We start from the raw sequence: 15,283 nt of genomic DNA, 5'->3' as shown, positions 1-15,283 counted from the left end.
ACACGTAGTATAATACTAAGTGAATTACATAATTTTAATAGTATTATCTAATATTAACCAATATCAAATAATCTAAAATTAAAATTTTATTTATGCGAAAAAGTATAAAATATAACAAATAGAACAATATTTACTGTATTTTTATAAGATTCAAAAGTGATATCAACAATGTTTTTAAGCTAAGATGCATTTTATAAAATATTTTTTAATACTTATAGTGGTTCTTTTTCTCACTAATTGTAAAAGGTCATTGATAGATGATAATGACTCTTTAGAAATCACCTCTCTTTATGATAATCTTTCTAAAACGAAAGATTCTAGTTATTACAGGGAACTTAATCAATTATTCGCAAAAACAATCAATTTAAAGAATACAGAAGAAAATAGAAGATTAGCAGTTAAATTACTTAGAGAATCTAAATATGATAATGATTCTATTCATTATTATTCTCTATTAAACAAAACGCTTCAAAATGCTCTAGATAAAAAAGATACTTATAATGAAGCTGAAATATATGAGCTACTCGCTTCACAATTTTATCAAAACATTCAGTTAGACAGTGCCTATCACAATTTAATTAAAGCTGAACACATCTACTATGAATTAAGAGATAGTACTAAATATGGAAAGATTGCCCTTAAAAAAGCACAAATTCTTTTTGAAAATGGTATTTATACTGAAAGTGAAACAGAGGCTATAAAAGCAATAAAATATCTCAGAAACAAAGACAATGTATTTGAGAGCCATAGATCTCATCATTTGTTAGGAATTGTTCTGACAGAATTATATGAATTCGACGAAGCTTTAATTTACTTTAGAAAAGCGAGAAATCTCCTTAAAGAGGTAGAGAAAAACAAAAAGCACAATAATCATAGTATAGCCATTCATTCCTCGAATATTTTAAATAATCTCTCCCATTTATATTATAAGAAAGGTGAATATGAAAAAGCAAAAAAATATGCATTAAAAGGTATATATGAGAATAAAGATATAGAAGATGTACCTGCACTATATTCTACTTTATCTATCAATTTAATAAATGCAAAACTTGCTCTAAAAGAAGAAGACAATCTCTTATTTAAAATTGACAAAATTATTGAATATGAGAAGATGCTACAAAAAAATGGCCACTATGTGGGTGGCTATCCTTCTATTTTATTGGCTAAAGCGCGCTATTACGCATTAATCAATAAGCCAAACTCTGCATTGTACTACACAAAACTCGCTTATAAAGAAGCCAAAAAAGAAAAGCGTACAATGTATATGAAAGAAGCTTTGACTTATTTAGCTATTAATGATGTTGAAAACCAAAAGTTACATATAGAAAATTTAATAAAACTAAATGATAGTATAAATAGAATAGAACGTATCAGCAAAAACAAGTTTGCAAGAATAGAATACCAAGCAGATGAATTATCCCAGTTAAATAAAAAACTAATAATTAATAATAAAACGATTACACTAATCGCCGTATTAATAATTTTTGCACTTATTATTGCTATTATATTTTACTATCAATATGCTAAAAATAAGCGCTTAAAATTTCAACATAAAAATCAATTAGCAAATGAAAAAATATTTGAATTAATATTAGAACAAAAAGAATTATCTGAAAACGCCAAAAAATGTGAACGTAAGAGAATTGCAAAAGAATTACATGATGGGATTATTAATCGCATATTTACTAGTAGATTTCACCTTATGCAACTTGATTGTATAAACAATGACCAAAAACAAGTACTAATATCAGAACTCCATAAAGCAGAACAAGAAATTAGTGAAATATCGCATCTACTAAATCAAGAAAAAATTACTGATTCGAATCCTTTTGACCAATTGCTTGAAGATTTAATTACAAATCAGCAAAACTCTTTTAATACTAAGTTTATTCTAAATATGGATAAAGACATTAATTGGGATAAGTTTACTAGCGAGGATAAATTAAATATTTATCGCATTTTTCAAGAAGCATTGCAAAACATAAATAAATACTCTAAAGCAACAATTGCTAATATTAAAATACTAAAAACGAAAAAGCCATCTATCGTAATTAAAATCAGTGATAATGGTATAGGCTTTGAAAAATTAGAAAAATATAGAGGTCAGGGTATAAAAAATATGAAAAGTAGAGCTAAAGACTTAAATGCTAACTTAAATATTAAGTCAATCCCTGATTTAGGAGTTAGCATTACTCTAGAGATAAAATATCCATAAGAGCCTTATTAAATAAGACTCCTATGGATATTTTTAATTATACTAATTTATTTGCAATCAAATATTCTGCTATTTGAACAGTATTAGTAGCAGCTCCTTTTCTAAGATTATCGGCTACAATCCAAAGATTTAAAGATTTTGGTTGAGTCTCATCTCTTCTAATTCGTCCTACAAACACATCATCTTTACCTTCAGCATACAGTGGCATAGGATAAGTATTTGTATCATTATTATCTTGTACCTTGATACCAGGAGTCTCATGTAATATTCTTCGCACGTCATTAATATCGTACTCATTCTCAAACTCAATATTTACAGACTCACTATGTCCACCAACAACAGGTATTCTCACAGCAGTAGCAGTTACTAAGACTGAGTCATCTTGTAATATTTTCTTTGTTTCTTTTACAAGTTTCATTTCTTCCTTAGTATAACCGTTATCTTCAAAAACATCACAATGTGGGATAGCATTTCTATGAATAGGGTAGTTATAAGCCATGTCTCCTTTTACATTTTGATATTCATTTTCTAATTGTTTTACAGCTTTTACCCCTGTCCCTGTAATAGATTGATATGTTGAAACAATGACTCTTTTAATCTTATATTTTTTATTTAAAGGAGCTAACACCATCACCAATTGAATTGTTGAACAATTAGGATTAGCAATAATTTTATCATCCACACCAAGCAATTCTGCATTAATCTCCGGAACTACTAATTTTTTAGTACTATCCATACGCCATGCAGAAGAATTATCAATTACTGTTGTTCCAACTTCTGCAAACTTAGGTGCCCATTCTTCAGAAATACTTCCACCAGCTGAAAATAACGCAATTTCAGGTTTCATCTTAATCGCCTCTTCCATAGATTTAACGGTATATTTCTTACCCTTAAATTCTATTTCCTTTCCTACTGATTTCTCTGAAGCAACTGGTATTAATTCAGAAACAGGAAAATTTCTCTCAGCTAATACTTTTAGCATGATTTCACCTACCATTCCGGTAGCCCCTACTACTGCTATTTTCATTTTTTTGGTTTTTAATTGAATAACAAATTTATTATATTACTTTCTATTAATCACATTCTACTTTTATATCTTTTATACTAATTGCATATCTTTTAATAACAGCTGAAGAGATACTCTTCCTTTCCAAAAATTCTCTTCAATAGTATAAACTATATCGAAAAATCTTCTATTAAGTAAATAGTCATGATATCGCCCAAAATGGAACCCTACAGCTACAAAAGAAATATCTTCTTTACCTCTTTGCTTGACAAAGAGCCTAAGATGTTCATTGTTTTTCCCCATAGTATACCCCGTTCCCATATCATAAACATTTTGACTTAAAAATACTGGACGCTCGTTACCTGGTCCAAAAGGTTCAAATTGCTTAAGTATTCGAATAAATTTACCTTGAATTAATGACAAATCGAGTATTGAATCTATTTCTATTTCAGGTATGAGATCTTTCTCTTCAATTGTATTAGAAACTACTTCTTCAAATTTTTGTTTAAACGACTCATAATGCTCTTTTTTTATAGTCATTCCTGCAGCATACTTATGCCCTCCAAATTGTATCAAATATTCTGAACATGACTCAAGAGCTTTATAAATATCAAAATTCTTAACTGAGCGAGCTGAAGCAGCTAAACAATCTCCACTATCTGTAAAAACAATAGTTGGACGATAATACGTTTCTATTAATCTAGATGCAACAATTCCAATCACCCCCTTATGCCAAGAAGAATCAAAGACAACTGTGGATTTGTTATTTATCTCTTTATTTTCAATAATTTGTACTAAAGCCTTCTCTGTTATAGCTTGATCAATCGTACGGCGTTCTTCATTAACAGTTATGATAGCAGTAGCGCTTTCTAATGCTTCAGAGTAAGTAAACTTTGTTAATAAATCTACTGCATATTTTCCATGTTCTAATCTACCTACAGCATTTATCTTTGGTGCTACTTTAAAAATTATATCAGAAATAGAATAATAATCTTGTTTATAGAAAGATAATAAAGCCTTAATACCTGGACGTGGATTTTCGTTAATCACCTTTAATCCATAATAGGCTAAAACCCTATTCTCACCAATTATTGGAACGACATCTGCTACTATAGCAGTTACCACTAAATCTAAATAAGGGATGAGATTTTCAATTCCCTCTCCTCTACTAATTGCAATCGCTTCGATTAACTTAAAGCCTACACCACATCCGCATAATTCTTTAAATGGATAAGAGCAATCTTCTCGTTTTGGGTCTAATATTGCACTTGCATTAGGCAGTTCTTCACCTGGTAAATGATGATCACAGATTACAAAATCTATACCCAACTCTTTTGCATAAGCAATCTCTTCTATTGATTTAATACCACAATCAATTGAGATGATAAGCTTCACATCTTGATTTGAGGCATAATCTATCCCTTGATAAGAAATACCATACCCCTCAGCATAGCGATCAGGTATATAAGTCTCTACATTATTATACTCTTTATGTATAAATGAATATAGTAAAGCAACGGAAGTGGTACCATCTACATCGTAATCACCAAATATTAAAATTCGTTCATTATCCTGAATTGCTCTTTCAATACGTTCTACTGCCTTATCCATATCCTTCATAAGAAAAGGATCATGTAGATTATCTAATGACGGACGGAAAAACAAACGTGCCTCTTCAAAAGTAGTTATACCTCGCTGAACTAATAATTTCGCTATTACTTCATCAACTTGTAATTCCTCTTTTAATTTATTTACGACACTTTTATCTATCTCAGGCTTTAATTTCCAACGCATTAATTAATTATTATGGTAATGAATACTTGTTTCTATTTCTGCAAATGCTTTAAACATATTCATAACACCACAATATTTCTCAATAGATAAATTAACAGCACGTTCTAATTTAGCTTCATCCAAATTATTACCGTAAAAATGGTATTCAACTTTTACTTTATTATAAGTAGCTGGTTCTTCATCTGTCAAAAAACCTTCTGTTTCAATTTTAAAATCATCGACATCTAATCTCATCTTTTTGATAAGATGCCCTACATCCAAACCACTGCAACCAGCAAGGGCTGTTAACATTAAAGCTTTTGGTCTCAAACCTTTATTATCCCCACCATTCTCTGGTCCAGCATCTATTCTAACTGTGGCTCCACTTGGGTTAGTAGATTCAAACTGCATATTTTCAATCCAAGTTGTTGTAACTTTATGTGTCATAATATATTGGTTTTTATCAAATGTATCAAAAAAAAGTCAATGTATCACGCGTACTAACGCGTTATACATTGACCTTAACATATTTTATAAATAATCTTTCTTATTTACTTTTTCCTGCTACAATTACGACAATTTCTCCTTTTGCTGGCTTTGCCTCAAAATGAGCTAGAACATCAACAACAGACCCTCTCACTGTCTCTTCATGCAACTTAGATAATTCTCTAGAAACTGAGATAGATCGATCCTCTCCAAAATATTCTATAAACTCTTGTAAAGTTTTTATCAACTTATGAGGAGAAACATAAATAATCATAGTTCTTGTTTCTTCTGCTAATTGAAGATATCGTGTTTGTCTACCTTTTTTATCAGGTAAAAAACCTTCAAATACAAACTTATCATTTGGTAAACCACTATTTACTAAAGCTGGCACAAACGCCGTAGCACCTGGCAAACATTCTACTTCTACTCCATTTTCCACACATGCTCGTGTTAATAAAAAACCTGGATCTGAAATCGCAGGAGTACCAGCATCAGAAATCAAAGCAAACATTTCACCCCCTTGTATTCTCTTAACGATACCCTCTACAGTTTTATGCTCATTGTGCATATGATGACTTGTCATTGGAGTTTCTATCTCAAAATGTTTAAGAAGTTTTCCACTGTTACGAGTATCTTCTGCTAAAATATAATCTACTTCTTTCAAAACTTTGATCGCACGAAAAGTCATGTCTTCTAAATTTCCTATTGGTGTAGGTACCAAGTATAATTTTCCCATATTAAATAAAACGTTTCTCTACTAACGCCATAAAGCGTTCTTCAAATTCTTCTTTTCCTTCCCAATTATTATACTCTGGTCTTACTAAATGGTCAATAAGACTCTTTGCCTCTTCAAATGTACTAACAGTATTTAACTGAGACAGTACTCTATTAAAATCTTCAGCACTTCCTCCAAATAAATTCTTTTCAAAAGCTATTCTATCATTCAACCCAACAACTATAGTAGTATTATAAATATCGTTTATTGTTGTAGGTTTAGATATTTTAGGCTCTCTTACAGGTGTCGATTCAAGATTAAATAGTGTGTTTTGAGCATTCTCTACATTATTATCTTCTTCTTTATCAACTTGCTCGATATTCAAATCATTTTGACTATTAATAACTTCTGAAATTGGATGATGTCTCGGTTCTTCTTTTTTCTCGTCTGATTTTGCATGTTGATCTACTCTTTGAAAATCTAAATCCATAAAATTAAAACCAGAAAAAGGATCATCTTCTTTTTGCATTGGATGTGAAGTAATATCTCTTTCAGCTATTTCACTCACATTACTATTTTCATCCTTATTACTATCCACTAATTTATTATCATCAAGAGAGCGAAAATCTTCTGTATTATCAGTAAAATAACCTTGTTCCAACTTATTCTCTTCAACTTCATCTTTCTTATTTAAGGCTTCATCTTTCTCGTAAGAATAATTGCTTTCAATATTATCACCTGTAAAAACAGAGATATTGATTTCACTAGAATTTACATCTACTTCTTCCGCACCTTTCTCTTCTGCATCTAAAGACTCCTCTTCATGTACAAACTCACTATTCACCAAATGATTGTGGTTTTTAGCAACCAATTCATTCTCATCATCTTCTTCCTCATCAAAAACATATTCATTACTTTCTTCTAATTCATCTAAAAATTCTTCTATCTCAGTAGTATTTTTTTCTACAACAAATGAATCTTCTTTAAATGTATCATGGTATGAAACCTCAATAGAAGGCATTTCTTCTTCATCTTCCATTATTTCAGGGGCAATCTTTTGAACTGCATCTAAAATCATTTCATCTGAATGATTCATTACAACTTCTTTTTCCGCCTCCACTACAATCGGATAATCTTCTTCAATTAAATCAGTTGGAATTTGGTGACGTTCAGTTTCAACTGAATAGCTTTGATTTGTTTCAATCGTCTTTCCAGCATAAAAAGCATCTAGTCTTGTCTCTAGTTCCTCAGCAGACACATCGTTAATTAGTCCTTTTTCAAAGTTTTCTTGATAAAACTTTAGTATTAGTAACTTCTCGTAAATATCTTTAGCTTCTTTCAAAAGATTATTAACATCTTTATTCTTCATCTGTAAAACACGATGGGCTAAACTGAGTAATTCTCCTTCTAAGACTTTCTTCATAACTTTTAATTTGGATTAGTAAATTCCCTAGCTTTTTTTGATAAATTTGCACTTGTACAAAATAACAAAAAAAAACTGCTGATTTCAGCTTGAAATTTACAAAATGTTTCTCGAAAATCCCGTTAATCACAAAGAACAATTTGGTTGGATTGAAGTTATTTGTGGTTCAATGTTTTCTGGTAAGACAGAAGAACTGATCCGCAGATTAAAAAGAGCTCAATTTGCCAAGCAGAGAGTTGAAATTTTCAAACCTGCAATAGATACCCGTTACGACGAAGAATATGTAGTATCACATGATTCCAATGAGATACGCTCTACACCCGTTCCTGCTGCTGCCAATATTCGTATATTGGGAGATGGTTGTGATGTGGTGGGAATAGATGAAGCACAATTCTTTGATGACGAAATTATAAGTGTATGTAATGATTTAGCTAATTCAGGTGTTAGAGTAATTGTAGCAGGTCTAGATATGGACTTTAAGGGTAATCCATTTGGTCCTATGCCAGCATTAATGGCAACTGCTGAATATGTTACCAAAGTTCATGCTATATGTACTAGAACAGGAAATCTTGCTAATTACAGTTTTCGTAAGGCTGCTAGTGAAGATTTAGTGATGTTAGGCGAAACACAAGAATATGAACCATTAAGTAGAGCTGCATATTACAATGCAATGCGCGAAAATGAAAGAATAAAAAAAGAACAAAGAGAAAATACGACAAAGACAGATCTAAAAGACATATAATACTCAACTCAAGCCCCCTATGAAAAAAATAATCCAAATCTATATTGACTCTTACAAAGGATTGTCAACTGCTTCATGGATGTTAGCAATCGTAATGTTAATTAATAGATCTGGATCAATGGTACTTCCCTTTCTTGGCGTATACATGACTAAGGAGCTTAACTTTTCTCAACAAAATACTGGATATGTTCTTGCATGTTTTGGGATAGGATCTATTATTGGTACTACTGTTGGTGGTTGGGTAACTGACAAAATAGGAAATTACAAAGTACAATACATAAGTTTGCTAGCGAGTATACCTGTTTTTATTTTGTTACCTCACTTTACATCTGTATTAAGTCTAGCACTAATGATGCTATTGCAGAGTGCCGTAAGTGAAATGTTCAGACCTGCAAACTCTGTTGCCATTACGATGTATGCAAAACCCGAAAACATTACACGTGCATTCTCTTTAAACCGTATGGCAGTAAACTTAGGTTTTTCTATTGGACCTGCGATGGGCGGTATATTAGCAGCAATTTCTTATACTCTACTATTTTATGTAAATGCCACTGCAGCTTTTATTGCTGCTATTGTTTTTATTTACTTTTTTAGAGGTAGAAAGACAAACAAAGAGCTGCTTCTAGAACAAGAATCTCTTGAAGAACTAAACGAGGTAAAAGATGTAAGTAATAAATCACCATATAAAGATAAAATGTTCTTGATATATAGTGTTTTCTGTACGCTATATTCAATCGCATTCTTACAGCTTTTCAGTACATTGCCGCTATTCTATGAAGAAATAGTAGGAATGAATGAAGTTCAGATTGGTTTAGTATTAGGGTATAGTGGTTTATTAATTTTCCTTACCGAAATGCTATTAGTTTACCTTGCAGAACGCGTATTTACAATAAAAGAAACTATTTTTTACGGAGTACTTATTAGTGCTCTTGGTTATGGTATCTTAGCTTTTGATCATTCCCTAATCACTATTTATATCTCAATGACAATCTTATGCGCTTCTGAAATGCTAGCAATGCCATTTACATCTACTGTGACTGCAATGCGTGCAGGTAATAAAAGTAAAGGAGCTTATATGGGGGTAAATGGGCTTACTTTTGCAATAGGATTTATTATTTCTCCTTTATTGGGCACTAAAGTAGCTGCTGTATTTGGTTACAATACCTTGTGGATTGGAACAGCTGCTTTGGTTTTCATAGCTGCTTTAGGTTTAAAATACTCTGTAAAGAGAATGATAGCAGAATAGTAGTATTGTTATTTAGGCATCCTCATTTTAAAAATATTTCTGTCTCAAGCAACAATAAAGGGGGCAGAAATTCATTAATAATTCAAATCAATAGTTCTATCTGAAAGAACGATTTTAATTATAAATAGTGTCTAGTGTAAACTAAGAAGCTATTATAGATTATCAGGTCGTCTTGACTTTTTTAAAATAAAAAGGGGTATAGAAATTTGTACCTCTAATTGGATAAAATTTACAACCCTTTATATCAAATACTCCACTAAGATAGTACAGAATTAGATATAACTGTTTATTTACTGCTTCCCAAAAGAGGATTTAAATCAAAATCTCCACTTATCATAATTCCCACTTTATGAGATAGTTAATGCTATATAATTTAAGCTAAAAAGTCAAGGTAACTTGATCTTATTATGCTCGCCCATTTCATTGCAGCTGTTTAATTATTCAAAGGTTTTTTAGAATAGAAATGCCTAAAATAATTTGTGGAATTAAGTATTCCACATATTCCTTTATTACTATAGACGATATGATTTTTTCAACAATGCGTCAACAGTTCTTCAAGATTCCTTCAATAACCAGCCTTCTATATGGAGCAATCATGGAGAAGTGTTGAAGAACTGTTGAAGGATTAAGCTCTAATGCTTATGAATACTGGCTTTAGAAGGCATTCAAATTTTAACTCAATAAATTACTCTTAAATTAACATACTGTAATTTAACTAGATATGTTTTTTAGGATAAAAAAAAGTGAGGTGGTTTTTTGTTTTGCTCAGATAATTAAAGTGTTTACAGAAAACCTCATAAACTACTGATAAGAAAAGGAAGGATCTATTTGATATAGAAATCTATTTTTGTAGATATAGCTAATCAATTAACTAATACTGAAATACCCTTATCAGCGTTATTTTGTTAATGTTGGTTTTGATTCACAGAATCATAAAAAGTTAGAGATAAGAAATAATAGATAACATCTGTGCTAATAAACGAAAAGGGCAAGATAATGAATACAAGCATTCTGATAAAAAATAGACAAAGAAAGATATGCTATTGAAAGAACAAAGACTTGCTTAGGCAGCTTTCATTGTTTTTTCAATATATTCGATATCACAATACCTAGTTGGATGCCATGGAATTTCATGGCTTTTATCGCTATAAGTATAAAGAAATTTTAGAAACTAAAAAGTCAATATGACTTCTATACCTAATTGTTAATCTTTTTTTCCATTTTCAAAAAGGAATAAACACCACCATTAGTTTTATTTTCAAACTGACCTACTACATTGAATCCAAATTTGCTATATAATTTTATTGCTCTTTTATTAAATTCTGCAACAGCTATGAGTAGGCGATTAACTCCTTTTTTAGTATAAAAAGACCACTCGATATACTTCAATAATTCATACCCATAACCATTTCCTATGTACTTAGGATTAATTCCGAAACCAAATTCTGCTGTTTCATTATCTAATAAATCATACATAAAAAAAGCAAATATCCCTTTGAGTCCAGGCTTTTCGACTGTAAAAGTATTTTGTCCCCTAATTTCGGGATTTATAAATTCTTCCAGATCCTCTTCGTCTTCTGTCATATCATAAAAACTAAGTTCCCCAGGGTATTTCCAATTATAGGCAATATCCTCTGCTTCTTCCTGATTCATTATTCTAAATAAAAAATCTTCCTCTTTTACCATAAAACTATATCTGTAAAAAACATCTTAAATTAATCGCGACAATGTACCTAAAATTTTAAAATACAGAAAATAATAAAGCCATTTAATATACATGTTATGCAATAAAAAAATATAAAGACTATAATAATTCTCTAAATGTACTCAACCAGCTTTTTAATAACCTAGCCCTTGATTGAATAAATTCTTACATTTGGTTATATCTTAAATCACTAAAACTTTACAATGAAAAATACAGCAACAATTACATCTCAAATAGTAGATAAAGTAGGAGTAATTTCTTTTTATAATCCCGCAAGTAATTCATTTCCTAGTTTACAATTAAAACAACTAACTGATAAGATTACTGAATTAAGTAAAAATGATTCCATTACTACAATTATTTTAAAGAGTGAAGGAACTGGTGCTTTTTGTGCTGGAGCATCTTTTGACGAGCTATTATCAATAAAAAACACGAGTGAAGGTACACAGTTTTTTTCAGGTTTTGCATCAGTTATCAACGCCATGCGAAAAAGTACAAAAATATTTATCGGCAGAATTCATGGAAAAGCCGTAGGCGGAGGAGTAGGTCTTGCGGCAGCTTGCGATTATTGCTTTGCCACTGATGCAGCAGCAATAAAATTATCTGAATTAGCTATTGGTATAGGCCCTTTTGTTATAGAGCCAGCTGTATCACGCAAAATAGGAAAAACTGCATTTACAGAAATGTCTTTAGCTGCACATGAATGGAAGTCTGCATCTTGGGCACATACAAATGGGTTATATAGTGAATTATATAAGACTACTGAACGTATGGATACTGAATTATATGATTTTGCAAAAAGAATAAGTCAATATAACCCTAATGCATTACTAGAAATGAAAAAAATATTCTGGGAAGGCACATCACATTGGAATGAATTACTACTAGAAAGAGCAGAAATATCAGGAAAACTAGTTCTTTCAGACTTCACAATAAAAGCCTTAAATCAATTTAAAAAACAAAAATAATTACAATAAATTATCAAAAATCATAGTTATATTTGATAAAACTTTTTAACTATGAATAGGTACTTTTTATTATTATTAACACTATTACTATTAAATCTACCTGCATTTTCTAGTAATAGTGTTGATAGAATAAAAGATAAAAAACAGAGAACTGCTCATTTTGAGAGCAAAATGTTTAGCCATCTAAACATATCAGCAGGTATCACTTCTCTTGGATTAACACTAGAAGCTACTACTCCAATCCATCACAACCTAAAACTAAGAGGTGGTTTAGATTTTTTCAATTATACTACAAACAACTTTACTATCGATTTAGAAGATACTTCTGGAGCCTTTTATGAAGCCTTTGGTTTCACTCCTGATTTACGTACAAAAGGTGATATTAAACTATTCCACACCCATGTATTAGTAGACTATTACCCTTTTAAAAAAGGAATATTATACTTAACAGGAGGCGTATACTTGGGTACAAGTAAAATAAAAGTCAAAGGTCAATTACAAGATGACCAAGGCAGAGTAGTAGATCTTTTAAATGGTGAAGAGTGGCCTACAATAGACTTTGATGGCCACATCATAGACCTTAACCATGGCGTTTTAGATGCAGAACTAAAATTAGGGAATACTATCAAACCCTATTTTGGAATTGGTTTAGGAAGATCTGTATCAAAAAGAAGATTAGGATTCAAGTTTGAAATAGGAGCTATCTATCAAGGTGAGTATACTTTAAGACAAAATAATAAAACTATTATTACTAGTAATGAAGCTACAGCATATGTAGAAGATTCTCACAAATATACTAAATGGTTAAAATGGTGGCCTAAAGTAGCATTTCAATTGAACTACAGAATATTTTAATCAAAAAAAATATGAAAAAATTATATTTAAGTTCCCTAGTAATCACTTTGTTATTTTCTTGTGAAATATTTGCGCAGATGGAGCCGATTTTTGAACCTATTCCAGTACATAAGCATTACACAGATATAGCTTTCAGCGAATATTCAGTAAAAATTGGTGCTACATCTATGGGGATTACAGCCGAAGTAATGACACCTCTTAATAGTAATTTCAGTTTAAGGGCTGGAATAAATTATTTCACCTATAATTCAAAATACTATGAAAATAGTATAAATGACCCACATGGAGATTTACGACTAGCATTTGGATACAAACCTGATTTAAAAATGAAAGGAAAACTACATATGTTTCACGGACATGTCCTAGTTGACTACTACCCTATACCGGAAGGTTTATTCTTTTTATCCGGTGGAATGTATGTTGGAAAAAACAGAGTGGACTTAAGTGGTTATCTAATTGATAGAAATGGTGATCCTGCAATTCCCAAAGATGGAGAATGGCCTTCACTAGACTTTCAAGGTCATGAAATAAAAATAGTAAACGGAAATGTAGATGCAGTTGTTGACATTGGAAATGTCATAAAACCATACTTTGGTTTTGGGCTTGGTCGAAAAATATCAAATAAAAGAATAGGATTTACATTTGAACTTGGGATGATGTATCAAGGTGATTATGTTATAAAACAAAACGGAATCAGAGTGGGCGATTATAATGCATTAAATGTGGATTATGAAGATGATAAAGCTGAAAAATGGTTAAAAAGAGCACGTTGGTGGCCTAAAATAGCTTTTCAATTAAATTATAGAATATTTTAAACCTATTTATTTTAGACAATTACTAAGAATTAAACATAAAAAAGCTTCTCGTAAACATAGATACGAGAGGCTTTTTTTTCATTACCTTTGTCAAAATTTTTAGTTATGCCTAAGATTAGAATCACAAAACAATTTACATTTGAAACAGGTCACGCATTATTTGGCTATGATGGCAAATGTAGAAACGTACATGGACATAGTTACAAATTAGCTGTCACAGTAATTGGTTCGCCAATTGAAGACAATAATAATGTAAAGTATGGGATGGTCATCGACTTTGGAGATTTAAAAAAAATAGTAAAAGAAGAAATAGTAGATATATTTGATCACGCAACAGTTTTCAATAAGAATACTCCTCACATAGAATTAGCAAAAGAATTACAAGAGCGAGGACATCATGTCATATTAGTAGACTACCAACCGACTAGCGAGAATATGGTAATAGATTTTGCTAGTAAAATTAAGTCTAGACTTCCTGAAAGCATAGAATTATTTGCACTGCGTTTACAAGAAACAGATTCTTCATACGCAGAATGGTATCAATCTGATAATATCTAGAATTTGGAAATAACAATCAACACAAATAAAAGTATTTATTTCGCCTCTGATCAACACTTTGGCGCTCCTACTCGTGAGAAAAGTCTTCCTAGAGAAGAGATATTCTTACAATGGTTACGCGAAAAAGAAGAAGATATGGGAGCCTTATTTATACTTGGTGACTTATTTGATTTTTGGTTTGAATATAAAACCGTAGTTCCTAAAGGATTCGTTAGAATACTAGGCAAACTTGCTGAAATAAAAGACAAAGGAATACCGGTTTACTTTTTCGTAGGTAATCATGACTTATGGATGGATGACTACTTTCAAAAAGAATTAGGCATTCCCGTTTTTCATGAACCAAAAATATTTAATATTAATAATACTAAATTCTTCATTGGACATGGGGATGGTTTAGGTCCAGGCGATTTAGGATATAAGCGTATGAAGAAGGTCTTTACTAATAGATTTTCTAAATGGCTTTTCAGATGGTTACATCCAGATATTGGAGTTCGCTTAGGTTCATATCTTTCTGTAAAGAATAAATTAATATCTGGAGATGAAGATGTAAAGTTCTTAGGTGAAGAAAGCGAATGGTTAGTACTTTACTCAAAAAGAAAACTTGAGACACAACATTATGATTACTTTGTTTTTGGTCATCGTCATTTACCAATGATTATTAATCTCAATGAAAAATCAAAATATATCAATTTAGGAGATTGGATTAATTATTTTACCTATGGTAAGTTTGATAGTAAGTTTCACCTTATTGAATATAAAAAAGAATTACAAGAAAA

14 protein-coding genes are annotated in these 15,283 nt (G+C 30.9%); 8 read left to right on the top strand and 6 right to left on the bottom strand.

The window, feature by feature from the left end; all coding sequences use genetic code 11:
* The first annotated feature begins 250 nt into the window (after positions 1 to 250).
* A complete protein-coding gene (locus RH98_RS12710) occupies positions 251 to 2,215 on the top strand; it encodes a tetratricopeptide repeat-containing sensor histidine kinase (protein WP_010255475.1) in 1,965 nt (654 codons plus the stop codon).
* Between the two features lie 37 nt (positions 2,216 to 2,252).
* On the opposite strand, the gene RH98_RS12705 is transcribed toward RH98_RS12710, so the two are convergent.
* The 5 genes from RH98_RS12705 to RH98_RS12685 all read right to left on the bottom strand — a co-directional run bounded on the left by RH98_RS12705 (position 2,253) and on the right by RH98_RS12685 (position 7,618).
* Positions 2,253 to 3,242 carry an aspartate-semialdehyde dehydrogenase gene (locus RH98_RS12705; protein ID WP_010255472.1) on the bottom strand — a complete coding sequence of 330 codons (990 nt, stop codon included), beginning with the start codon at positions 3,240 to 3,242 and terminating at the stop codon, positions 2,253 to 2,255.
* Between the two features lie 72 nt (positions 3,243 to 3,314).
* Positions 3,315 to 5,015: a single-stranded-DNA-specific exonuclease RecJ gene (gene recJ / locus RH98_RS12700; protein ID WP_010255469.1), complete on the bottom strand. Its 1,701-nt coding sequence runs from the start codon at positions 5,013 to 5,015 to the stop codon at positions 3,315 to 3,317.
* A gap of 3 nt (positions 5,016 to 5,018) precedes the next feature.
* Positions 5,019 to 5,441, bottom strand: a complete 423-nt coding sequence (locus RH98_RS12695) for an OsmC family protein (protein WP_010255466.1) — start codon at positions 5,439 to 5,441, stop codon at positions 5,019 to 5,021.
* 100 nt (positions 5,442 to 5,541) lie between these two features.
* Positions 5,542 to 6,216 (bottom strand): 16S rRNA (cytidine(1402)-2'-O)-methyltransferase, encoded by a 675-nt coding sequence (gene rsmI / locus RH98_RS12690; protein WP_010255464.1) that lies wholly within the window; start codon positions 6,214 to 6,216, stop codon positions 5,542 to 5,544.
* Position 6,217: 1 nt separating this feature from the next.
* Positions 6,218 to 7,618: a DUF8457 domain-containing protein gene (locus RH98_RS12685; RefSeq protein WP_010255461.1), complete on the bottom strand. Its 1,401-nt coding sequence runs from the start codon at positions 7,616 to 7,618 to the stop codon at positions 6,218 to 6,220.
* 103 nt (positions 7,619 to 7,721) lie between these two features.
* On the opposite strand from RH98_RS12685, the gene RH98_RS12680 reads away from it, so the two are divergent.
* Entirely contained in the window at positions 7,722 to 8,360 is a 639-nt protein-coding gene (locus RH98_RS12680; protein WP_010255458.1) for a thymidine kinase, read from the top strand.
* Between the two features lie 19 nt (positions 8,361 to 8,379).
* Positions 8,380 to 9,606, top strand: coding sequence for an MFS transporter (locus RH98_RS12675; RefSeq protein WP_010255454.1), 1,227 nt, complete (start codon positions 8,380 to 8,382; stop codon positions 9,604 to 9,606).
* A 1,197-nt stretch (positions 9,607 to 10,803) separates the two neighbouring features.
* On the opposite strand, the gene RH98_RS12670 is transcribed toward RH98_RS12675, so the two are convergent.
* Positions 10,804 to 11,292, bottom strand: coding sequence for a GNAT family N-acetyltransferase (locus tag RH98_RS12670; protein WP_010255452.1), 489 nt, complete (start codon positions 11,290 to 11,292; stop codon positions 10,804 to 10,806).
* A gap of 222 nt (positions 11,293 to 11,514) precedes the next feature.
* Between RH98_RS12670 and RH98_RS12665 the strand changes: the two genes are divergently transcribed.
* From RH98_RS12665 to RH98_RS12645, 5 genes are all read left to right on the top strand, one after another.
* Complete coding sequence (locus RH98_RS12665) at positions 11,515 to 12,279, top strand: enoyl-CoA hydratase/isomerase family protein (protein ID WP_010255449.1); 765 nt, start codon at positions 11,515 to 11,517, stop codon at positions 12,277 to 12,279.
* Between the two features lie 51 nt (positions 12,280 to 12,330).
* On the top strand, positions 12,331 to 13,134 hold the full coding sequence (locus RH98_RS12660) for a hypothetical protein (protein ID WP_010255447.1): 804 nt from the start codon (positions 12,331 to 12,333) through the stop codon (positions 13,132 to 13,134).
* Between the two features lie 11 nt (positions 13,135 to 13,145).
* The gene (locus tag RH98_RS12655; RefSeq protein WP_010255444.1) at positions 13,146 to 13,949 is read left to right on the top strand and encodes a putative exported transmembrane protein; all 804 of its coding nucleotides are present in this window, start codon (positions 13,146 to 13,148) and stop codon (positions 13,947 to 13,949) included.
* A 105-nt stretch (positions 13,950 to 14,054) separates the two neighbouring features.
* Positions 14,055 to 14,507 carry a 6-pyruvoyl trahydropterin synthase family protein gene (locus RH98_RS12650; RefSeq protein ID WP_010255442.1) on the top strand — a complete coding sequence of 151 codons (453 nt, stop codon included), beginning with the start codon at positions 14,055 to 14,057 and terminating at the stop codon, positions 14,505 to 14,507.
* A 3-nt stretch (positions 14,508 to 14,510) separates the two neighbouring features.
* On the top strand, positions 14,511 to 15,283 hold a 773-nt coding region (locus RH98_RS12645), incomplete at its 3' end, for a UDP-2,3-diacylglucosamine diphosphatase (protein WP_010255440.1).

The organism is Myroides injenensis M09-0166 (assembly GCF_000246945.1).
In the GTDB taxonomy this organism is placed as follows: Bacteria; Bacteroidota; Bacteroidia; order Flavobacteriales; family Flavobacteriaceae; genus Flavobacterium; species Flavobacterium injenense.
The sequence above is the reverse complement of the archived record's forward strand: the minus strand, read 5'-3'. Positions and strand labels throughout refer to the sequence as shown.